Raw genomic sequence first — 21,368 nt, 5'->3', positions numbered from 1 at the left:
GATAGAAATGCCGGTCATTAAACGACTTAATCTTCCATGCGTACCAGCCAAGATTCAACGGCCTCATCACCGTACTGATCTTTCCAGCTACGCAAGCCTTTATGATTCCCGCCCCGCGTTTCAATTACTTCACCCGTTTTAGGGTTTTTGTAAATTTTTAGACGACGCTTGCGGCGAGCATTGCCACTTGCTGTGGTTTTAGTGCTGCGCTGATCAGCGGCGGGATCTAACAAAGCAATAACATCGCTGGGGCGCTTGTCGAATTCAGTCATCAGCGCTTCAAGCTTAGCTTTGAACTCTAGCTCGCTTTTAAGACGTTGATCGCCCTCTAAGCGCTGAAGGTCTTCCTGAAGCTGCTTTAGCTGCTGCTCTTTTTGAATATATTCGTTAAGTAATGACATCGGGGGTCCTTTAACATCGGTTCTAACAGAACGGGGGATAACTGTTCCAGCTGCTTACTAGACAACCTTAGCAACCACTAGTTCAGAATGCCGAGCTATTATTACTGTAAAAAAGCTAGCTGACAATAGTCTAGTTGGTTTTCACTCAATTACTAATTGTTTTTTTAAACTCAGCCACTGTTTAATAGCCTAACTCATAAAAGCCAATAGCCCATATTAACAATAGAAATATTTAGCTATTCAAAACAAAAGCGCCGCCCTTACGGGCGGCGCTTTTACATACCAGTCACTAATTTACGATTAGTCTTGGCCCATCTGCTGCTTAATTAGCTCGCCGATAGTGGTCGGACCACCACCTGGGGCTTCTGGCTCTTGCTCACGCATCTTCTTCAGATTCTGACGCGTGTCGTCCTGGTCTTTCGCTTTAATCGACAGATTAATCTGACGGCTCTTGCGATCGACACTGACAATGCGTGCTTCAACACTGTCACCTTCGTTTAGCACGTTACGCGCATCTTCAACGCGATCAGCGCTAATTTCAGACGCCTTCAGTACCGCAATAACGTCAGTCGCCAATTCAACTTGTGCTTCTTTAGCGTCGACTTCAACGATACGACCGGTAACGATGCTGCCCTTGTCATTAACTGACAGGTATTCAGCAACCGGATCGGAATCCATCTGCTTGATGCCCAGCGAGATACGCTCACGCTCTGGGTCAATCGACAGAATAACCGCTTCGGCTTCGTCACCTTTCTTGAAGTTGCGTACCGCTTCTTCGCCAGTATCCGTCCAAGAGATATCAGACAGGTGAACTAAACCGTCGATACCGCCTTCAAGGCCGATAAAGATACCGAAGTCTGTAATTGACTTGATGGTACCTGAAACACGGTCGCCCTTGTTGTATTCACTGTTGAAGGTTTCCCACGGGTTAGCAGTGCACTGCTTAATACCCAGCGAGATACGACGACGCTCTTCGTCGATATCCAACACCATGACGTCAACATCATCGCCCACTTGAACGACTTTAGACGGATGAATGTTTTTATTGGTCCAATCCATTTCAGAAACGTGAACCAGACCTTCGACACCCTCTTCCAGCTCGGCAAAGCAACCGTAGTCAGTCAGGTTAGTGACGACAGCGTGTACTTTCATACCTTCCGGGTAACGCTCTTTGATGTTGACCCACGGATCTTCGCCCAACTGCTTCAGACCCAATGAAACGCGATTACGCTCACGGTCGAACTTCAACACTTTGACATTGATCTCGTCGCCGACAGCAACTATTTCAGACGGATGCTTAATACGCTTCCACGCCATGTCGGTGATGTGCAGCAGGCCGTCGACGCCGCCCAGATCTACGAAAGCGCCGTAGTCTGTTAGGTTCTTAACGATACCTTTAATCTGCTGACCTTCTTGCAGAGTGGCCAACAGCGCTTCGCGCTCGGCACTGTTCTCTGCTTCCAGAACCGCACGACGCGATACCACGACGTTGTTACGCTTCGGATCGAGCTTGATGACTTTAAAGTCCAGCTCTTTATTTTCCAGGTGCGCAGTGTCACGAACTGGACGAACATCAACCAACGAGCCTGGCAAGAAGGCACGAATAGAGTCAACTTCGACCGTGAAGCCGCCTTTAACCTTACCGTTGATAACACCCTTGATAACTTCGTCTTTCTCAAAGGCTGCTTCCAGAATCTTCCAAGCTTCAGCGCGCTTGGCTTTTTCACGGGACAGGCGAGTCTCACCGAAACCATCTTCCACGGCTTCAAGTGCAACATGCACGTCGTCACCGATGGCGATGTTTAGATTGCCATTTTCATCGCGGAATTGTGACGCCGGGATTTGGCCTTCAGACTTCAGACCAGCGTTGACAGTAACCCAGTCACCGTCAATGTCGACAACCTGAGCGGCGACAATAGCGCCTGGCTCCATGTTGATGTCGTTAAGAGACTGTTCAAACAGCTCAGCAAAGCTTTCGCTCATGGTGTTCCTACGTAATTACGTTGTTGAGGCATAAATGCCTTCTCCGCACCACCAGCAAGTGCGGGCCTAATGTCACTCAGCCTTTGGGGGTGTTAACGCTGGTTAGACCTGACCGGGCTCACCGATGTGAGTTTAGTGCCCTGCCACGTCGTGACACCTATCCAAAAGCGCCGCAAGGGAGAATCACACGCCGCTTACCAGCCCTTTTTGGGCGAGCAGTTCGGTCAGTCGATCTACCACTTCCGGTATGCTCAGGCGCGTGGTATCAAGCGTAATGGCATCGTCTGCCGGCTTGAGAGGAGCCACATTGCGCTGCGTGTCGCGTGCATCGCGTGCCTGAATCTCCTTTAAAAGACTCGAAAGACTAGCATCCACGCCGGCTTCCTGCAACTGTAGATAACGCCGACGCGCTCTTTCATCGGCGCTCGCGGTTAAAAAAATCTTCAGCATTGCATCGGGAAATACCACTGTTCCCATATCACGACCGTCGGCCACTAATCCGGGAGATTGGCAAAAATCACGTTGTCGCTGTAGCAGCGCTTGGCGGACCGCGGGCAATGCGGCAACTTGTGAAGCGCGCTCGCCGGCCTGTTCGGTACGGATCAATTGGCTCACATCTTCACTTTCAAGGAAAGTGCGTGGCTGACCATCTTCAACCGGAAATGCGACATCGAGTCGCTGCGCTAAAGATGCCAGCCCTAATTCATCATCGAGAGCGATATGGTGTTTAACCGCTGCCTGGGCAGTTAACCGGTACAGCGCGCCGCTGTCCAGCAAATGCCAACCTAACCGCTCTGCTACTAAACCGCTGATAGTGCCTTTACCGGCGCCGCCGGGACCATCAATGGTAACCACGGGGATTGAAGCGCAATTACTCATGGGCACCCTCTACGCTAACGCCCATGCCAATGCGCGTGGCCAATTCAACAAAATCAGGAAAAGAGGTCGCTACATTGGCACAATCTTCAATCACAATGTCTTCATCGGCGCGAAGCGCGGCAATCGCAAACGCCATAGCAATACGGTGATCACCTAAGCTATCGATACGGCCACCGCCGTAGCTTGCCTGTTGCGTATTACCGTTGCCGGTAATATCGATGCCGTCTTCGACTACACGGTGCTGGACACCTAAAACAGCTAAGCCATCGGCCATGGCCTGAATGCGATCTGACTCTTTAACACGTAGCTCTTCAGCACCGCGCAGACGGGTCACGCCTTCAGCGTTAGCGGCGGCAATAAACAGTGCAGGAAACTCATCGATTGCCAACGGCACTTGATCGACGGGGATATCAATACCTTTAAGCGGCGCGTAGCGAATATGGATATCGGCCACTGGTTCCCCACCTACTTCGCGCTTATTTTCTAGCGTTAAATCGGCTCCCATCAGGGTCAAAATATTAATCACGCCAATCCGGGTGGGGTTAATACCCACGTGTTCAAGGGTGATATCGGCGCCAGGTGTAATGGCCGCCGCGACCAGAAAGAACGTCGCAGAGGAAATATCCGACGGCACATCAATCGGCCCTGCGGTCAGCTTGCCGCCCCCTTGAAGCCAGCAGGTATCGCCTTCGCGGGAAACCGCATAGCCAAAACCATTAAGCATGCGTTCGGTGTGGTCACGGGTCGGCGCGGGTTCGCGCACACGAGTTTCACCTTCGGCATACAGTCCCGCTAAGAGGAGGCAAGATTTAACCTGGGCACTGGCCATGGGCATATCGTAATAGATGCCCTTAAGGTTAGCGCCACCACGAATCTTCAGCGGCGGACGCCCGCCCTCAGCGGTATCGATGATAGCCCCCATTAAACGCAGCGGATCAGCCACGCGGGCCATCGGGCGTTTAGTCAGTGACTCATCGCCGGTTAGCTCACTATCAAACGCCTGGCCAGCGAGCAGCCCTGAGAACAGCCTCATAGCGGTACCCGAATTACCCACATAGATCGGACCAGCGGGCGCTTTTAAGCCGTGCATGCCGACGCCATGAATCGTCACACGGCCCTGATGCGGGCCTTCAATCGCCACGCCCATTTCACGAAACGCCTGCAGCGTCGCTAAGCTATCCTCGCCTTCCAGAAAGCCTTTTACCTCGGTGGCGCCTTCAGCCAGCGCCCCTAGCATAATGGAGCGATGCGACATTGATTTATCGCCGGGAACGCGCAAGCGCCCTTGGGCCTGACCGCCCGGCTGCACACGGTAGCTGACCTTACCTTGTGGTTGCATATGATATTCCGCCTGATAACTGGTTTTATTCAATAAAGTGTCAAAATAGTGCCGGGCATGACTGGCCCGATCAAAGGTAGCAATCAGCGCATCACTGTCACCGGTTTCTACCGCATGGCGCAATCGAGATAGCCCCGCTTCAAAATCATTCAGCGACGCTAAAACCGCCTGCTTATTGGCAATAAAAATATCTCGCCACATGACCGGATCGCTACCTGCGATACGGGTAAAGTCGCGAAAGCCGCCCGCAGCGTAACGGAAAATATCCAACCGCTCATCCTGACGCGCCAGCGTATCTACCAATGAAAAAGCCAGCAAATGGGGCAGGTGACTGGTGCGCGCCAGCACTTGATCGTGGCGCTCCACGTCCATTTCCAGCACCTCGGCGCCGCAGGCTTCCCATAGGCAGCGCACGCGCTGTAGAGCATTCGGGTCTACGCTGGGCTCCGGGGTCAAGATCACCTTGTGATCCACATAAAGACGCGGATTCGCCGCCGCCACACCGCTTTTTTCTGAACCGGCAATGGGATGCCCCAGCACCATATTGGTAGGCACTTGACCGAATACTCGCTGGGCGCAGGCACGAATAGTCGCCTTGGTACTGCCGACGTCGGTGATCACAACGTCAGCCGACGCGTTAGGTAGTGCGTCGGCCAAGCTTGCCATCACGCTCTCCATGGCAAGCACCGGCACCGCTAGCACCACCATGGTGGCGCCATTGACCTGCTCAGCTAGGTGGGTGCCGCCTGAGTCGATCAGCCCCATCTCAATACCGCAACCAATCTCACTACTATCAGGATCACAGGCAACAATTTGCCCCTGAAACCCGGCTGCGCGCAATGCTGCCGCTAGCGAACCACCAATCAATCCCAGACCAACAACCAATATGCGCGACTCATGGCAACTTGATGTTTTAACGCTACCTTCGGCCATTAACGTCACAGCACGCCTATGGGGTAGGAGCCGAGCACGCGCAGATCCGCCGCCCGTAGCTGCACTTCTTCAAGCACTGCTGCAACCTTGGGTTCATCACGATGGCCTTTAAAATCAATGAAAAAGACGTAATTCCAAACCCCGGTATGCGATGGCCGCGTTTCAAGGCGAGTTAAATCTATTTGGTGACGATGAAACGGCTCTAACAACGCATGCAGCGTCCCTGGCTGGTTGCGCATAGCGACCACAATTGAGGTTTTGTCCTCTCCCGCCATGGGCACATCCTGGTTGCCAATAATCAAAAACCGCGTGGAGTTGTCTGGGCTGTCTTCAATTTTTTCGGCAATATGGTCAAGGTCATAGAGCTTAGCGGCCATATCGCCGGCAATTGCCGCGCTATGCCACTCGGTTTTGACTAACTTAGCGGCTTCGGCATTAGAAGAGACCGGTACGCGCTCAGCATGCGGAAAGTGCGCATCAAGCCATTTACGACACTGGGCGAAAGACTGCGGGTGCGAATAGATACGCGAGACTTTGTCCCGGCGCGTGGTTTCGCTAACCAGCAAGTGGTGGTGGATACGCAGCACCACCTCGCCACAAATTTTGATCGAGGAGCCCATAAAGGTATCCAGGGTGTGATTAACCACCCCTTCGGTGGAATTTTCCACCGGCACCACGCCGTAGTGAACGGCGCCCGCCTCCACTTCACGAAACACTTCGTCGATGGCGGCCATGGGCAAACTTACTGCACTTTCGCCAAAGTGTTTAAGTGCCGCTTGCTGAGTAAAGGTCCCCTCAGGGCCTAAATAAGCCACCTTGACCGGCTGCTCAAGCGCCAAACACGCCGACATGATTTCGCGGAACAAGCGCGCCATCTCTTCTGAATCAAGCGGACCTTTGTTCAACGCCATGATGCGCCGCAACACCTGAGCCTCACGCTCGGGGCGATAAAACACCGCGTCGTTATCTTCGGCCAGCTTGACGCGGGCTACCTGCTGGGCGCAGCTGGCGCGCTCGCTGATCAGATTGAGAATATCGCTATCAAGTTGATCGATGCGCTGACGCAGCTCATCAAGATTAGTCGACATATCGGACATGGTGGTTAGCCCCTTGTTTGTTCAAAATCGGCCATAAATGCAATTAATGCATCTACTGCAGACTCGGGCACCGCGTTATAAAGGCTGGCACGCATACCGCCCACACTGCGGTGACCTTTTAAATTCAGCAGCCCCGCCGCATCGGCCTGCTGTAAAAACGCTTTATCCAGCGCCGAGTCGGCCAATACAAAGGGCACGTTCATGCGCGAACGGTTTGCTTTAGCAATGGGATTGCTATAAAACTCGCTTTCATCAATCGCGGCGTAAAGTTTATCGGCTTTACGCTGATTGATAGCATCCATCGCTTCTAACCCGCCGATATCGTCTTTCAGCCACTGAAAAACTAGCCCAGCTAGGTACCAGGCGTAAGTGGGGGGCGTATTGACCATCGACCCAGCGTCCGCCAGCATTTGATAATCAAAGAGCGAAGGAATACCCGCTTGCGCCTTGTCTAATAGGTCGTCACGCACAACCACCAGTGTTAACCCAGCGGGGCCGATATTTTTCTGTGCCCCAGCGTAGATGACGCCAAATTGGCTAACGTCGATCGGCCCAGAGAGGATATTAGACGACATATCACAGACCAGCGGCACGCTTGCGCCGTCGGCACGCTGAACCTGAGGCGTGTAGTCAAACTCTAAACCGCCAATGGTTTCGTTAGAGGTGTAGTGCAAATAAGCAGCGTCGGCACTTACCTGAAGACTGTCACGCGCGGGCACCGCCGTATGGCCATTGGGCTCACTACTGGCAGCCACATGACAACCAAAACCAAGTCGCTTAGCCTCAGCAATCGCTTTTTTGCCCCAAATACCGGTCTGAATAAAGTTGCCGCTACCGCCTTGGCCCAGTAAGTTCATCGGCAGCATGGCGAACTGCATACTGGCGCCACCTTGCAAAAACAGCACTTTGTAATTATCCGGCACGCCCAGAAGCTTTCGAAAATCCGCTTCGGCGCGCTCGGCAATAGCGACAAACTCGTCGCTACGATGGCTCATTTCCATTACCGAAAGGCCGCGGCCATGATAGTCCAGCAGCTCTTCCCGGGCGCGTTCAAGCACCACTACCGGCAGGGCCGCAGGCCCTGCGCAGAAATTATAGTGACGTGTCATCGGTCCCTATGTCCTGTGCGTTATCGGATGATTCGCTCGCCTGGGAGTCGTCAAGGCTGGCTTCTTCAAGATCGCTTACCTCATCGCTCTCTTCCGGCTCATCAACACGCACCGTTTTGACCAGCTTCTCTTCTTTGCCGAGGCGAATCAGCATCACACCCTGCGTATTACGCGACGTGGTCGAGACTTCTTCCACACGAGTACGCACCAGCGTGCCGCGGTCAGTGATCAGCATCATTTCATCGCTGTCATAGATCTGCATCGCCGCCACTAGCGAACCGTTACGCTCACTGGTCTGCATGGCGATGACACCCTGGCCACCACGGCCACGCAGCGGGAACTCTTCCAAGCGAGTGCGCTTGCCGTAACCGTTCTCGCTGGCGGTCATAATGTAGATTTGACCATCAGACGTTTCGGCCACAACACCCTCTTGTTCGCCGCCCTGCGCTTCGGTCTCGGCATCCGCTTCAGCGTCGATCTGCTGACTCTTGGGAATAATCAGGCTGATAACTTCCGCATCGCCAGCCAGACGCATACCGCGAACGCCACGGGCGGTACGACCCATGGAACGGGCATTGCCCTCTTCAAAGCGAATCGCCTTACCATTAGACGACAGCAGCATGGCATGGTCATTACCCGTGGTAATCGCCGCACCCACTAAGCGGTCACCCTCTTCAAGATCAATGGCAATCAAACCAACGCTGCGCGGCCGCGAGAACTGCTCAAGGCTAGTCCGCTTGACGGTGCCTTTGGCCGTGGCGAAGAAAATATAGTTATCGGGGTTGTAGTCACGCACCGGCAAGATGGCGTTAACCGCCTCACCTTCTTCCAACGGCAGCATATTCACCAGCGGTTTACCCCGCGAGCCGCGACTGGCGTTAGGCATTTCATACACTTTCAACCAGTACACTTTGCCGCGATTGGAGAACAGCAGCACGGTATCGTGAGTTGACGCTACCAACAGGTGCTCAATCACGTCTTCATCTTTCATAGCGGTAGCAGACTTACCGCGGCCGCCACGGCGCTGGGCCTGGTAATCCGACAACGGCTGCGTCTTGGCATAGCCAGAGCGCGACACGGTGACCACCATGTCTTCTTCGGCGATCAAGTCCTCCATGGAAAGATCCAGATGACTGGCCTGAATCTCAGTACGGCGGTCGTCGCCAAACTGATCACGCACGGCATGCAACTCTTCGCGAATGACTTCCATCAAGCGGTCAGCTGATGCCAGAATCTCAGTCAATTCAGCAATTTTCTCAAGAATCGACAGGTACTCATCAAGCAGCTTCTCTGTCTCAAGCCCGGTCAAACGGTGCAGGCGCAATTCGAGAATTGCCTGCGCTTGGGCTGGCGATAGGCGATAAGAAGTGGCCGTAGGGTTTAAACCAAAGCCTTCTTCCAAGTCTTCGGGTTTGCAGGAAGTCGCCCCCGCCCGCTCAAGCATCGCGGTCACTTGGCCGGGTTGCCAGGTTTTAGCCAGCAGTTTTTCACGCGCCTCAGCAGCGTTGGGCGAGGCTTTAATCAGCTCGATGACTTGATCGATATTCGAGATAGCCACTGCCAGGCCTTCTAACAGATGGCCACGCTCACGGGCTTTTTTCAGCTCATACAGCGTGCGCCGGGTAACCACTTCGCGGCGGTGGCGAATAAAGGCTTCCAGCATTTCTTTAAGATTGAGCGTGCGCGGCTGTCCGTTTTCCAGCGCGACCATATTGATGCCGAAGACATTCTGCAGCTGTGTCTGGGCAAACAGGTTATTGACCACCACGTCGCCGGACTCACCGCGCTTGATCTCGATGACAACACGCAGGCCATCTTTATCCGACTCATCGCGCAGTTCTGCGATGCCATCTATTTTCTTTTCTTTAACCAGCTCAGCGATTTTCTCGATCAACCGCGCCTTATTCACCTGATAAGGCAGCTCGGTGATGATGATGTGATCGCGACCGGTTTTGTCGTGGTGCTCAATGGTGTGGCAGGCGCGCACATAAATACGCCCGCGGCCAGTGCGATACGCTGACAAAATACCCGCACGGCCGTTAATAATCGCGCCGGTAGGGAAATCCGGACCGGGGATGTACTCCATCAAGTCATCCACCGAAAGCGTGTAGTCGTCGATTAACGCCAAACAGCCGTCGATGACTTCGCGCATGTTATGCGGCGGGATATTGGTCGCCATGCCCACCGCAATACCCGACGAGCCGTTGATCAGCAGGTTGGGCGTTTTGGTAGGCATTACCGCGGGAATACGTTCAGTACCGTCGTAGTTATCGACCCAATCGACGGTATCTTTTTCCAGGTCAGCGAGCAGCTCGTGAGCAAGGCGCGACATGCGCACCTCGGTATAACGCATGGCCGCCGCGTTATCCCCATCGATAGAACCGAAGTTACCTTGGCCGTCGACCAGTACATGGCGCATCGAGAAGTGCTGCGCCATGCGTACGATAGTATCGTATACCGCGCTATCGCCGTGCGGATGGTATTTACCGATGACATCGCCGACGACACGCGCCGACTTCTTGTACGGTTTATTCCAGTCATTACTCAGTTCATGCATGGCAAACAGCACACGCCGGTGAACTGGTTTTAGGCCGTCCCGCACATCGGGAAGCGCGCGGCCGATAATGACGCTCATCGCATAGTCGAGATACGACTGTTTAAGCTCGTCTTCAATATTGACGGGCAAGATTTCTCTGGCGATGTCACCCATGAAAGTCAGATCCTTTGCACTGCATTGGCACTGCGAGAGTTGAAGCGCTTAAAAACACCGCCCTAATAGCAACATAGGGCGGCGCGCAAATACGCTACCATCATACCACTGCAAAAGCGGCAAGGGCAGCCAGGCAGCTCAGCAAAGCCGTTTAGGTAGCAAATGCCTCTTTCGACAAGGTTAATGCGGTGAGCGTCTCGCGCACCTCCCCTTCTATGGCGGCGGCTTTATTGGCACGCATATCCAGCAGTACAAAAGTTAAATCCGCCTGAGCGATTACCTTGCCATCTTTGCGCACAATACGGTGATGACATAAGGCACTACGGTCACCGACTTCGACAATCCCGGTCAAAATTTCCAGGTCATCGCCTTGAAGCGCTGCGGCGAGATAATCAATGTTTAAATTGACCACCACAAACGCGCACCCAGCTTGGTGAAGCTCTTTAATCAGCGCCGGGTGTTGATCAAAAAAATCCCAGCGGCCTTCTTCCATAAACTCCAGATAGCGAGCGTTATTGACATGCCCGTAACCATCCAGGTGATAACCTCGAACACGCAACTGAACCCGTGATAATGATGTCGTCATATTAGCTCCTCTCTGTTAACGGTTAACGGTTAACGGCTCAATCAAACACAAGTTTGAAACACGTGCAACAGCCTGATTGACACCGGTACGCTGGTAGGAATGCCCCGCTTTCGCCATAATGTGCCACCTTTTGAACAGGATTGGCCCCATGTGGTTTAAGCACTTGCATTTATATCGCCTGCACGACGCGCCCGAATTACCCAGCGATGCGCTTGAAGGCGCCTTACAGGAGCATGCCGCCAAACCACTCGGCAATGCCGATGCGCGCCGCCTCGGCTGGACAGCACCCGCCGGACGTTTGGGCAGCGGTCAGCTTGTGCACGAACTCCAAGCGCACCGTCTGCTTTCAGCGCTGCGCCAAGAACGCCTGCTGCCAGCTTCCGTTGTCAAAGAAGAAGTCGATGAGCAGGTTGCCGACATAGAGGCTAGCGAAGGTCGCAAAGTTACACGTAAAGAGAAAACCGCGTTAAAAGAACAGATCACCGAAGAGTTACTCCCTCGGGCGTTTGTACGCAGCCAGAAAATCGACCTTTGGTGGGACACTCGCAGCCAGCTAATTGGCATCAACGCCAGCTCGCGTACCCGTGCCGAAGACATTTTGGATTTGCTGCGCGAAACCCTGGGCAGCTTAAAGGTCACTCCATTGAGTTCTCAAACGCTGCCTATCCGCGCCATGACGACCTGGCTGGGCGATGCAGCCAGCCGCCCTGCCGACCTGCAACTGGGTGATCAGGTTGAGCTCAAAGCCAAGGGCGACGATGGCGTATTACGTGCCCGGCAAGTCGATTTAGACAGCGATGAAATTCAGCAACTGCTTGAGAGCGGCCGTCAAGCCAGTAAACTGGCGATCAGCCTGGAAGGTCGCCTAAGCTTTGTATTACACGACGATTTGGCACTGAAATCGCTGCGCTTTGGCGATGCGTTGATTGAAGAAGCCGACCACGCTGATGACGGTGATGATGCCCTCGCGCGCCTGGAAACGGACTTTATCTTAATGGCGCAGGCGCTATCCGCCGATATCCCGCGCTTGATAGAGTGGCTCGGAGGCGAAACGCAACGGGAACCCGCCGCGCAGTGAGGGCTCTATGCTAGGTTCGTCTAAATAACTTTTTCGTCTCGATGCGCTTAGTCGATACTGATTATTTATATTTCAACGGTTTATCATCTAACGGTTCGCATGACTGATCAAAATAACGTTACCACCGCCTCTAACACGACAGACCCATGGGCCGATATCCGGCCCTTTATGGATCACGAAGTGGCCGATGTGCTTGCCAGGCTTTCACGCGACAACGAGCTACTGGATGCGCTAACCCGCTTTCGGCTGCCTCGTTTGGCCCGCTGGGCCCCTTCGTTGGCTCGCATGCTAGCCAGCCGTGCCGTTCGCCGTGAAGTCAAAGATGTGTCAACGGTTTACGACTTTCAAATGCGTATTGCCCATTATATGGAACGCATGATTCGTACCACCACAGACGCCTTTGAAGTTACCGGCCTTGAGAAACTCGACCCGGCGGGCGCTTACCTGTTTATCGGCAACCACCGTGATATCTCGCTGGACCCCGCCTTCGTCAACTATGCACTTTATCAGGCGAACCGAGGCACAGTGCGCATCGCCATTGGTGACAATCTGCTGAAAAAGCCCTATGTCACTGATCTAATGCGGCTGAATAAGAGTTTTATTGTGCCGCGTAGCGCGCGTGGCAAGCGCGCCATGCTCGCCGCTTTCCAGCAGCTTTCAGCGTATATTCGTCACACAATCACCGAAGACCAGCATTCTATCTGGATGGCACAGCGCGAAGGTCGGGCCAAAAACGGCATCGACCATACCGAGCCCGCTATCATCAAGATGTTAATCATGGCCAGACGAGCCGCTGAGCGTGACATGGTGTTTGGTGAGGCGATTGCCGAGCTAAAACTAGTGCCGGTATCGATTAGCTACGAGTACGATCCCTGCGATGTGCAAAAGGCTCAGGAACTACACGATATCGATACCCAAGGCAGCTACGCCAAAAGTGAGTTTGAAGATATTAGCTCTATTGTGGCGGGCATTACCGGCTCCAAGGGTCGTGTAAGGTTGCATTTTGGCACGCCGGTCGGCGCTGACATGGCCACGCCCGATGAAGTGGCGGCTGAAATTGACCGTCAAGTGATCGGCGGCTATCGCTTGTTCCCCAGTCACTATCTAGCCTTAGAAGCTTTGGGGGAAGCGCCTGAACTGGTGGCCCGTAAAGCGATTACGCGACAAGACAGGGAACGCTTTAACGCCCGTTTAGCCACTGTCCCAGAGCCATTACGGCCCTACTGGCTTGCTCAGTATGCAAACCCTGTTAAGCATAAAGCGGGGCGCCTAACCTTATAATAACTGCATAATGCTAACCATGCCTGCTGGGCAAAAAAATGCTATGGTCAACGCATTGATCGATCTTACTTGGCGCTGTCGTCAATCGCGATCCTGAGGAGACTTCCATGTCCGGTTCAGAAATTCAGAAAACGCGCATTATTAACGAACTACGTGACTTTATTCGTAAGCTGTTACAAGACCCTAAAATCCTCGACCAATCCCTTTCGATTGCTCGCGAACAGCTTGCAGAAGGCAATAGCCCAGCGGTCATGGCGCGTATCGCTAACGAAATTTCCGATACCACTAGCGTGCATATACCGGAAGACCCGGCTGAACACTCTGAAGCCGATAGGCTCTTTTTAGAGCTACTGCGCGAAGTGGTTCAAGAAGAGCAAGCGCTGTATTAACGCCAACAGCGTTTAACACCAATATCGGTAAAAATGTCATCGGCGAAGCCGTTAGCCGCTTCGCTGTCTTTTTTGTTATTGCCTCAACGGCTCCTTATTTACTCGGAACTCTTTTTCACCATGTCTACTACCGCCACGCGCAACATATTGGTGACTAGCGCGCTCCCTTACGCTAACGGAGCCATTCATCTCGGTCACTTATTGGAGTATATCCAGACGGATATCTGGGTACGTTTTCAGAAAAGTCGTGGCCAACAGTGCTATTACGTGTGCGCCGATGACGCCCATGGCACCGCTATTATGCTGCGTGCCGAGCAGGAAGGTATTACCTCAGAAGCGCTGATTGAGCGGGTTTCCAACGACCACCAAACAGACTTTGCCCGTTTCGGTGTTAGCTTCGATAACTATCATTCGACCCACTCCGCTGAAAACCGCCAACTCAGCGAAATGATTTATACGCGCTTGCGCGACAAAGGCCATATCGCCACGCGCGATATCGAGCAGATGTTTGATCCGCAAAAAGGCTTATTTCTGGCCGATCGCTTTATTAAAGGCACTTGCCCTAAGTGCGGCGCTGATGACCAGTACGGCGATAACTGTGAAAAGTGTGGGGCCACTTACACCCCCGCCGACTTGATCAATCCCGTTTCCGCCATTTCAGGCGCCACACCCGAAGTACGCACCTCGACCCACTACTTCTTTAAGCTCCCCGACTTTGCCGACTTTTTACAGCGCTGGATAGATGACGGCCACGTGCAGCCGCAAATTCGCAATAAGCTGATGGAGTGGTTTGAATCGGGTTTTAACGAGTGGGATATTTCTCGTGACGCGCCTTACTTCGGCTTTGAAATTCCCGATGCGCCGGGCAAGTACTTCTATGTCTGGCTAGACGCCCCGATTGGTTATCTCGCTAGTTTTAAAAACCTCTGCGATCGTGATGGCATCGACTTCGATAGTTACTGGAACAAAGACTCTAGCGCCGAGGTGTATCACTTTATCGGTAAAGACATTGTCTACTTCCATGCGCTGTTCTGGCCCGCCATGCTGCACGGTGCCGACCTGCGCACCCCCACCGCCGTTAATTGCCATGGCTTTTTAACGGTGGACGGGGCCAAGATGTCAAAATCCCGCGGCACTTTTATCAAAGCGGCGACTTATGCCGATCACCTTAACCCGGAATACTTGCGCTACTACTTCGCCGCCAAGCTCACCTCCAAAGTCGACGATTTGGATTTGAACCTGGATGACTTCACCGCGCGAGTAAACTCAGATTTAGTCGGCAAAGTGGTCAACATCGCCAGCCGCTGCGCTGGTTTTGTCAAAAAGCTTGGCGGTGGAAACCTTTCCGGACACTGCGCTGAGCCACAGATGATCGCCCGTTTTATTGCTGCCGGTGACGATATTGCCGACGACTTTGAAGCCCGGGAATTTAGCCGTGCAATGCGCAAAATTATGGAACTGGCGGACGAAGCCAACACCTATATTGCCGACAAAGAACCTTGGGCACTGGCCAAGCAAGAGGGGCGCGATTCGGAAGTGCTGGATATATGCTCGGTAGGCATTAATCTGTTCCGCCAACTGATGGTCTATCTTGCCCCCGTGGTACCAGCGATGGCTGAACAAGCCCGCGAGTTCCTAAACATCGCGTCGTTGGATTGGCACTCTCGCCAAAGTGTACTCACCGAGCATTCGATCAACAAATTCAAGCCGCTGATGACCCGCGTCGAACGCGATAAAATCGACGCCATGATTGAAGCATCGAAGGAAGACCTCGTGGAAGAGCAAAAACTCAAAGAGGTGCCCAAAGGCCCGCTGGCGGAAGACCCCATCGCTGAGGAAATCGACTTTGAAGCCTTTGCCAAAGTCGACCTACGCATTGCGCGCATTGCCAAGGCCGGCTATGTCGAAGGTGCCGATAAACTATTGCAGTTAACCCTCGACCTGGGAGGCGAAACCCGCAACGTGTTTTCCGGCATTCGCTCTGCCTACGCGCCAGAAGCCTTGGAAGGTCGCTTAACGGTCATGGTCGCCAACCTGGCCCCGCGTAAAATGCGCTTTGGGATATCGGAAGGTATGGTACTGGCCTCAGCCAACGAAGACGGTATCTACTTGCTCTCGCCTGACACGGGTGCCGAACCAGGCCAACGGGTTACCTAATTAACGCTATCTGTTTCAAGGGCAGAGTCGTCAAGGCACTGCCCTCTCGTCAGCCATTTTTCAGGTCTAGGTCACGCGACACCACGCCTCTAGCTAAAACCTCAATTTCTTCGCACAATACGCTGCTATGAGCGAGCTATTTATCATTTTGATCAGCACCGCGCTGGTTAACAATTTCGTGTTGGTCCAATTTCTCGGCCTGTGCCCCTTTATGGGCGTCTCCAATAAACTGGAGTCGGCCATGGGCATGTCCCTGGCAACGACCTTTGTGCTGACCCTGGCGTCGGCGGCGAGCTTTGTCGTCTATCATGGGCTGCTGGTGCCGCTGGATGTGGCCTACCTGCGCACCATCAGCTTTATTGTGGTGATCGCAGCGGTCGTACAATTCACCGAAATTATGGTGCGCCAGCTAAGCCCGCTGCTGCATCAGGTACTGGGTATTTTTCTGCCGCTGATTACCACTAACTGCGCAGTGCTGGGTGTCGCCTTGCTGTCGCTAAACCGTGGGTTGAGCTTTTTTCACACGACCCTTTATGGGTTAGGTGCGGCGCTAGGCTTTTCGCTTATTTTGGTACTCTTCGCAGCGATGCGTGAACGGTTAGCTAACGCGGATATTCCCAAGCCTTTTCAAGGTGCCGCCATTGCGATGGTGACTGCCAGCCTGATGTCGCTGGCATTTTTGGGCTTTTCCGGCTTGGCACAAGGGTGAAGAAGGCAATAGGCAATGAGTGACAGCATGCAGCTATGGAGCATCATCAGCGCTATCGGCGCACTAACCGGTTTAGGCCTTGGCTTCGGTGCCTTACTAGGCGTGGTTAGCGAGCGTTTCAAGCGCGAAGACAACCCGTTGGTTGAGCAAATTGACGCCCTGCTACCCCAGACACAATGCGGCCAATGTGGCTACCCAGGCTGCCGCCCTTACGCCGAGGCAATTAACCAGGGCGATGCGCTGAATAAATGCCCGCCGGGGGGTGAGGCAACTATCCATGCCCTGGCTGATCTTTTAGGCCGCAAGCCCGAACCGCTTGATGGCGACGCCCCGAGCGACGTCAAAGTCGCGTTTATTCGCGAAGCGGAGTGCATCGGCTGTACCAAATGCATTCAAGCCTGCCCGGTGGATGCGATTATCGGCGCCGCCAAACAGATGCACACTGTGATTGAAGACGAGTGCACCGGTTGCGATCTGTGCCTTGACCCCTGCCCGGTAGACTGTATCGATATGCTGCCGCGCTCTTCACCCATCACCCAGTGGCAGCCGGTTATAACGCCTTCGCCGGATTTAATTGCCAGCGACCAGCAAGGGTCGCTTAGAGGTGTTCATGCCCAGCGCGTTTGATTTTCCCGGTGGCATTCATCCGCCTGAACGTAAGCAACGCTCCAATCAGGCGACGCTAATTGACGCAGCGTTGCCCAGCCGGGTGACACTGCCGCTGCAACAGCACAGTGGCCAGCCTGCCACGCCCTGCGTGACGCAAGGTGATCAGGTAAAAGTAGGTAGCATGATTGCCAAACGCGAAGGCATGATCTCCAGCGACGTGCACGCCAGCCTTAGCGGCGTAGTCACCGAGGTTAGCGCTACACACATCAGCATCGAAGGCGATGGCCACGATACCTGGCAGCGGCTGCCTAGCATCGACTGGCAGTATGAAAAGCCCGCCGTTCTGCTGGAGCGCTTAAACGAGAGCGGTATCGTCGGTTTAGGCGGCGCTGGTTTTCCCACGCATATTAAAGCGCGGGTGGTTGAGCACCACGCGATTCATACCCTGGTGATGAACGCCGCCGAGTGCGAGCCCTATATCACCGCCGACGACCTTACTCTGCGGCATTATTCTAGTGAGGTGCTTGAAGGCGCGCAGATAATCGCCAGGCTGTGCGGCGCAAAAAATATCGTTATTGGCATTGAGGATAATAAACCCGAGGCCATTGAAGCGCTGAAGCAGGCCCTGTCACTTAACCAGGCAAACGGCCAGCCAATCGACGTTGAGCTGAAAGTCATACCCACTCGCTACCCCAGCGGCGGCGAACGTCAATTGATTAAAAAGCTACTCGACCTCAACGTGCCCAGCGGCGGCCTTCCCGCGGATGTCGGCGTGCTGTGCCATAACCCAGGCACGCTACTGGCGGTTCTGTACGCCGTGCGTGATGGCCAGCCGCTCGTTTCCAGAGTTGTCACCTTAACGGGCGAAGCCATTGCCCAGCCCGGTAATCGCTGGGTACGCCTGGGCACATCGGTTAGAGGGCTGCTGGAGCAGGCGGGGCTGAACACCCTGGCATTAAATCAAGTCATTCAAGGTGGGCCCATGATGGGGTCTCCACTGCTAACGCCCGACACCCCGGTGACGAAGCTTACCAACTGTTTAATTGCGGCAACGCTTGAAGAACTGCCACCGGCCCCGCCAGAATCGCCCTGCATTCGCTGCGGCGAGTGCGAAAGCGTTTGCCCTGTGGCGCTGCTGCCACAGCAGCTGCACTGGTACGCCCGCGCCGAAGACGATAAGCAGCTGGAGCGCTATCATCTGTTTGACTGCATTGAGTGCGGCGCCTGCAGCTACGTCTGCCCCAGCCAGATTGCGCTGGTGGATGATTATCGCGACGCCAAGCATCGGCTGCGGCAGCAACGCATTGAGGCGACGAAAGCCGAGCACGCCAAACACCGTTTTGAATTTCGCCAAGCACGGATCGCCCGAGAAGAGGTCGAGAAGCAGGCGCGCAAAGAAGCACGCCAAGCCCAAAGCCGTCGAACGCCTTCCAGCTCGGCGGCAGCCAGCAGCGGAGAGGTTGACCTGCGCGGCCTGCGGATCGCCCATGCGGCGGCCAAAGCATCGGTCAGAAAAGCCGAAAAAAACCTGGCCCGGGTAGCCCAACAGGACCCGCAACAGCCCCTCGATGATTTAGAAACCCAACTGGCAACCGCCAAAGAAAACCTGAACGCCGCAGAGCTACAGCTAGCGCAGGCACAGCAGCAACCGACGCCGACGCCTGCGCCCTCTCCCAGCCAGGAATCACCATGAGCATGATGCACGCCTCACAGGTGAACGATGCCAAGCCTACCGGTGCTACCGTTCCTCCCACCGCTACCTTAATGCGCTGGGTGATCATCGCCACCCTGCCCGGCATTGCCACCATGAGCTATTTCTTTGGCTTAGGCGTGCTCAGCAACGTGGTGTTGGCAGCGGCCTTTGGCCTGGCGTTTGAAGCGGCGGTGTTGCGCCTTCGGCGGCGGCCTTTACGTTCGACCCTAAACGATTCCAGTGCGCTGTTAACGGGCGTGCTGCTAGGTGTATCGCTGCCCCCGGCGAGCCCCTGGTGGCTGATCGGCGTGGGCATGATCGCGGCGATTGTGGTCGCCAAGCAGCTTTATGGTGGTTTGGGCCAGAACCCGTTCAACCCCGCCATGGTTGGCTACGCGCTGTTGCTGGTGTCGTTTCCCACTTATATGACGCTTTGGGCGCCGCCCCAAGGGCTACTGCCCAGCGGCCTGTGGGCACAGATTGCCGGCAGGTTGCCAACCGCGCAGTTAGACAGTTTAAGCGGTGCCACACCGCTGGATGCCTTTAAGCACAAAGGCGAGGCCGTGCTGGCCAGCGAATTCTGGGCAACGAATCCGCTGCCGGATGGAGCCTTAAGTGCCTGGCGATGGGTGGCGCTAGCATGGTTGGCGGGTGGCTTGCTGTTAGTGTTTAAGCGTATTATCAGCTGGCATATTCCAGTCGCCATGCTGAGCAGTATGCTGCTACTGGCCACGCTGTTTTATCTCAGCGACCCCAGCCATTTTGCCTCACCGCTGTTTCACCTGCTCACCGGCGCAGCGCTGTTTGGCGCTTTCTTCATCGCCACCGACCCGGTGTCGGCTGCCAGCAGTCGGCGTGGCAAATTAATTTACGGTGCGGGCATTGGCGCGCTGGTGATCATTATTCGCACTTTTGGTGGCTACCCAGACGCCGTCGCGTTTGCGGTATTATTGATGAATCTGTGCGTGCCCCTGTTGGATATATACAGCGTGCCGCGCCCCACGGGTCATGAGTCACCGCCAGGAGAGCAGCCATGACGCTCTTTCAGGCCATGCAGCGCGGCGCACTTGCGCTAGGCACCTTTGCGCTGGTGACGGCAGGTAGCGTTGGACTAACCCGCGCGCTCACCGCCGAACGTATAGCCACCCATCAATTGGCTTACCAGCACCGTCAGCTAGCGCAAGTGCTGCCCGAATCACTGGCCAATACGCCGGTTAGCCAAGTGCTGGAGGGCACGTTTGTGCTGCCAAACCCGCAGGCGCTAGGCCTGGAAAGTGATAGCCAAGGCTGGTGGGTAAGTGATCATGAGAACGGCGCGGTGATCCTGCCGGTGGTCACGCGGCAAGGCTATAACGGTGAAATCCGGCTACTCGTCGGCATTGACCAACAGCAACGCATCAGCGGCGTGCGGGTTACCCAGCACCAGGAAACCCCTGGCCTGGGTGATGATATTGAACGCCGTCGCAGCGATTGGATTACCCATTTTAATGGCCTAACGCTAGACAGCCTACCGCCGGGAGGCTGGGCGGTGGCTAAAGACGGTGGCCATTTTGACGCCTTTACAGGCGCCACGATTACTCCTCGCGCCGTGGTTAATGCCGTTCATAAAGCGTTGCAATACGCTGACGAAGCGCCGCTACCGATTACCTTTGAGGAGCCCGGCACATGAGCCTCAGTCCAAAAAGCCAATGGCGACAACTAGCCCAAGACGGGCTTTGGTCGAATAATCCTGCGCTAGTTCAGTTGCTGGGGTTATGCCCGCTGCTGGCGGTTAGCGGCAGCGTGGTTAATGCGATGGGCTTGGCGCTGGCCACGCTGTTGGTGATGGTGGGCGCCAGCACAACCATCTCCCTCATCCGTCACCAAGTGCCCAGCGCCGTGCGCCTGCCTGCTTTTGTGATGGTGATTGCCGCTTTCGTCACCTGCGCAGAGCTACTCATGGCCGCCTACGCCTACCCGCTCTACCAAGTGTTGGGTATTTTTCTTCCGCTGATTGTCACCAACTGCGCCATCTTAGGCCGCGCCGACGCCTTTGCCTCGCGCCAGCCAGTGCTGCCCGCGGCTATCGACGGCTTAATGATGGGACTCGGCTTTGGCGCTGTGTTGATACTGCTGGGCGCCCTGCGCGAACTCTTCGGGCAAGGCACGCTGTTTAGCGATATGTCGTTGCTGTTCGGTTCAATGGCAGCTAATTGGCAGCTAACGCTCGCCGATGACTACCAGTTCCTGTTTTTTGTACTGCCGCCGGGGGCGTTTTTTGTCGCTGGTATGCTGATCGCGCTGAAAAATGCCATCGACCAACGCAACGCAGCCCGTGCCAAGCCGGTGGCCGATGTACCTCGTACCGATCGCCGCGTACGGGTCACCGGCACGATTAAATAACCGTTCGTAAAAACTGTTCGTAAAAAACTGTTC

The 21,368-nt window shown here is 54.7% G+C and carries 18 protein-coding genes; 10 read left to right on the top strand and 8 right to left on the bottom strand.

Annotated elements, in window-relative coordinates:
• Positions 1-26 precede the first annotated feature (26 nt).
• The 8 genes from RZA33_RS02910 to RZA33_RS02875 form a co-directional block, all read right to left on the bottom strand.
• On the bottom strand, positions 27-401 hold the full coding sequence (locus tag RZA33_RS02910) for a histone-like nucleoid-structuring protein, MvaT/MvaU family (RefSeq protein ID WP_317506350.1): 375 nt from the start codon (positions 399-401) through the stop codon (positions 27-29).
• 300 nt (positions 402-701) lie between these two features.
• Positions 702-2,384: a 30S ribosomal protein S1 gene (gene rpsA, locus RZA33_RS02905; RefSeq protein ID WP_317506349.1), complete on the bottom strand. Its 1,683-nt coding sequence runs from the start codon at positions 2,382-2,384 to the stop codon at positions 702-704.
• 183 nt (positions 2,385-2,567) lie between these two features.
• A complete protein-coding gene (cmk, locus tag RZA33_RS02900) occupies positions 2,568-3,263 on the bottom strand; it encodes a (d)CMP kinase (protein WP_317506348.1) in 696 nt (231 codons plus the stop codon).
• A complete protein-coding gene (locus tag RZA33_RS02895) occupies positions 3,256-5,535 on the bottom strand; it encodes a bifunctional prephenate dehydrogenase/3-phosphoshikimate 1-carboxyvinyltransferase (RefSeq protein ID WP_317506590.1) in 2,280 nt (759 codons plus the stop codon). Before RZA33_RS02895 ends, cmk begins: the two co-directional genes overlap by 8 nt.
• A 5-nt stretch (positions 5,536-5,540) precedes the next feature.
• A complete protein-coding gene (pheA, locus tag RZA33_RS02890; RefSeq protein WP_317506347.1) occupies positions 5,541-6,632 on the bottom strand; it encodes a prephenate dehydratase in 1,092 nt (363 codons plus the stop codon).
• A 5-nt stretch (positions 6,633-6,637) separates the two neighbouring features.
• Positions 6,638-7,741 carry a 3-phosphoserine/phosphohydroxythreonine transaminase gene (serC, locus tag RZA33_RS02885; protein WP_317506346.1) on the bottom strand — a complete coding sequence of 368 codons (1,104 nt, stop codon included), beginning with the start codon at positions 7,739-7,741 and terminating at the stop codon, positions 6,638-6,640.
• On the bottom strand, positions 7,725-10,451 hold the full coding sequence (gyrA, locus tag RZA33_RS02880; RefSeq protein ID WP_317506345.1) for a DNA gyrase subunit A: 2,727 nt from the start codon (positions 10,449-10,451) through the stop codon (positions 7,725-7,727). The genes serC and gyrA overlap by 17 nt, the downstream gene beginning before the upstream one ends.
• Before the next feature lie 151 nt (positions 10,452-10,602).
• Positions 10,603-11,037 carry a thioesterase family protein gene (locus RZA33_RS02875; RefSeq protein WP_317506344.1) on the bottom strand — a complete coding sequence of 145 codons (435 nt, stop codon included), beginning with the start codon at positions 11,035-11,037 and terminating at the stop codon, positions 10,603-10,605.
• Between the two features lie 148 nt (positions 11,038-11,185).
• Between RZA33_RS02875 and RZA33_RS02870 the strand changes: the two genes are divergently transcribed.
• From RZA33_RS02870 to RZA33_RS02825, 10 genes are all read left to right on the top strand, one after another.
• Positions 11,186-12,115, top strand: coding sequence for a recombination-associated protein RdgC (locus RZA33_RS02870; protein WP_317506343.1), 930 nt, complete (start codon positions 11,186-11,188; stop codon positions 12,113-12,115).
• A gap of 99 nt (positions 12,116-12,214) precedes the next feature.
• Positions 12,215-13,396 (top strand): 1-acyl-sn-glycerol-3-phosphate acyltransferase, encoded by a 1,182-nt coding sequence (locus RZA33_RS02865; protein WP_317506342.1) that lies wholly within the window; start codon positions 12,215-12,217, stop codon positions 13,394-13,396.
• 107 nt (positions 13,397-13,503) lie between these two features.
• The gene (locus tag RZA33_RS02860; protein ID WP_317506341.1) at positions 13,504-13,785 is read left to right on the top strand and encodes a hypothetical protein; all 282 of its coding nucleotides are present in this window, start codon (positions 13,504-13,506) and stop codon (positions 13,783-13,785) included.
• A gap of 120 nt (positions 13,786-13,905) precedes the next feature.
• Positions 13,906-15,942, top strand: coding sequence for a methionine--tRNA ligase (gene metG, locus RZA33_RS02855; protein WP_317506340.1), 2,037 nt, complete (start codon positions 13,906-13,908; stop codon positions 15,940-15,942).
• A 127-nt stretch (positions 15,943-16,069) separates the two neighbouring features.
• Positions 16,070-16,651, top strand: coding sequence for an electron transport complex subunit RsxA (gene rsxA / locus RZA33_RS02850; RefSeq protein ID WP_317506339.1), 582 nt, complete (start codon positions 16,070-16,072; stop codon positions 16,649-16,651).
• 15 nt (positions 16,652-16,666) lie between these two features.
• The gene (rsxB, locus tag RZA33_RS02845) at positions 16,667-17,278 is read left to right on the top strand and encodes an electron transport complex subunit RsxB (protein ID WP_317506338.1); all 612 of its coding nucleotides are present in this window, start codon (positions 16,667-16,669) and stop codon (positions 17,276-17,278) included.
• Positions 17,262-18,953: an electron transport complex subunit RsxC gene (gene rsxC / locus RZA33_RS02840; RefSeq protein WP_317506337.1), complete on the top strand. Its 1,692-nt coding sequence runs from the start codon at positions 17,262-17,264 to the stop codon at positions 18,951-18,953. The genes rsxB and rsxC overlap by 17 nt, the downstream gene beginning before the upstream one ends.
• Positions 18,950-19,990, top strand: coding sequence for an RnfABCDGE type electron transport complex subunit D (locus tag RZA33_RS02835; RefSeq protein ID WP_317506336.1), 1,041 nt, complete (start codon positions 18,950-18,952; stop codon positions 19,988-19,990). Before rsxC ends, RZA33_RS02835 begins: the two co-directional genes overlap by 4 nt.
• Positions 19,987-20,622, top strand: a complete 636-nt coding sequence (gene rsxG, locus RZA33_RS02830; protein WP_317506335.1) for an electron transport complex subunit RsxG — start codon at positions 19,987-19,989, stop codon at positions 20,620-20,622. The genes RZA33_RS02835 and rsxG overlap by 4 nt, the downstream gene beginning before the upstream one ends.
• On the top strand, positions 20,619-21,335 hold the full coding sequence (locus RZA33_RS02825; protein ID WP_317506334.1) for an electron transport complex subunit E: 717 nt from the start codon (positions 20,619-20,621) through the stop codon (positions 21,333-21,335). Before rsxG ends, RZA33_RS02825 begins: the two co-directional genes overlap by 4 nt.
• Positions 21,336-21,368: the final 33 nt, after the last annotated feature.

The sequence above is a fragment of the Halovibrio sp. HP20-59 genome (genome assembly GCF_033052795.2).
GTDB lineage: Bacteria > Pseudomonadota > Gammaproteobacteria > Pseudomonadales > Halomonadaceae > Vreelandella.
Note: the sequence above shows the minus strand (reverse complement) of the source record. Positions and strands in the feature narration are given on the sequence as shown.

What these genes read in the sequence shown, in the direction of transcription:
- gyrA (WP_317506345.1), bottom strand. Translation starts at nt 10,451, where the DNA reads ATGGGTGACATCGCCAGAGAAATCTTGCCCGTCAATATTGAAGACGAG.
- cmk (WP_317506348.1), bottom strand. Translation starts at nt 3,263, where the DNA reads ATGAGTAATTGCGCTTCAATCCCCGTGGTTACCATTGATGGTCCCGGC.
- rsxA (WP_317506339.1), top strand. Translation starts at nt 16,070, where the DNA reads ATGAGCGAGCTATTTATCATTTTGATCAGCACCGCGCTGGTTAACAAT.
- metG (WP_317506340.1), top strand. Translation starts at nt 13,906, where the DNA reads ATGTCTACTACCGCCACGCGCAACATATTGGTGACTAGCGCGCTCCCT.
- rpsA (WP_317506349.1), bottom strand. Translation starts at nt 2,384, where the DNA reads ATGAGCGAAAGCTTTGCTGAGCTGTTTGAACAGTCTCTTAACGACATC.
- RZA33_RS02860 (WP_317506341.1), top strand. Translation starts at nt 13,504, where the DNA reads ATGTCCGGTTCAGAAATTCAGAAAACGCGCATTATTAACGAACTACGT.
- rsxB (WP_317506338.1), top strand. Translation starts at nt 16,667, where the DNA reads ATGAGTGACAGCATGCAGCTATGGAGCATCATCAGCGCTATCGGCGCA.
- rsxG (WP_317506335.1), top strand. Translation starts at nt 19,987, where the DNA reads ATGACGCTCTTTCAGGCCATGCAGCGCGGCGCACTTGCGCTAGGCACC.
- rsxC (WP_317506337.1), top strand. Translation starts at nt 17,262, where the DNA reads ATGCCCAGCGCGTTTGATTTTCCCGGTGGCATTCATCCGCCTGAACGT.
- RZA33_RS02865 (WP_317506342.1), top strand. Translation starts at nt 12,215, where the DNA reads ATGACTGATCAAAATAACGTTACCACCGCCTCTAACACGACAGACCCA.
- pheA (WP_317506347.1), bottom strand. Translation starts at nt 6,632, where the DNA reads ATGTCCGATATGTCGACTAATCTTGATGAGCTGCGTCAGCGCATCGAT.
- RZA33_RS02875 (WP_317506344.1), bottom strand. Translation starts at nt 11,037, where the DNA reads ATGACGACATCATTATCACGGGTTCAGTTGCGTGTTCGAGGTTATCAC.
- RZA33_RS02870 (WP_317506343.1), top strand. Translation starts at nt 11,186, where the DNA reads ATGTGGTTTAAGCACTTGCATTTATATCGCCTGCACGACGCGCCCGAA.
- serC (WP_317506346.1), bottom strand. Translation starts at nt 7,741, where the DNA reads ATGACACGTCACTATAATTTCTGCGCAGGGCCTGCGGCCCTGCCGGTA.
- RZA33_RS02895 (WP_317506590.1), bottom strand. Translation starts at nt 5,535, where the DNA reads ATGGCCGAAGGTAGCGTTAAAACATCAAGTTGCCATGAGTCGCGCATA.
- RZA33_RS02910 (WP_317506350.1), bottom strand. Translation starts at nt 401, where the DNA reads ATGTCATTACTTAACGAATATATTCAAAAAGAGCAGCAGCTAAAGCAG.
- RZA33_RS02825 (WP_317506334.1), top strand. Translation starts at nt 20,619, where the DNA reads ATGAGCCTCAGTCCAAAAAGCCAATGGCGACAACTAGCCCAAGACGGG.
- RZA33_RS02835 (WP_317506336.1), top strand. Translation starts at nt 18,950, where the DNA reads ATGAGCATGATGCACGCCTCACAGGTGAACGATGCCAAGCCTACCGGT.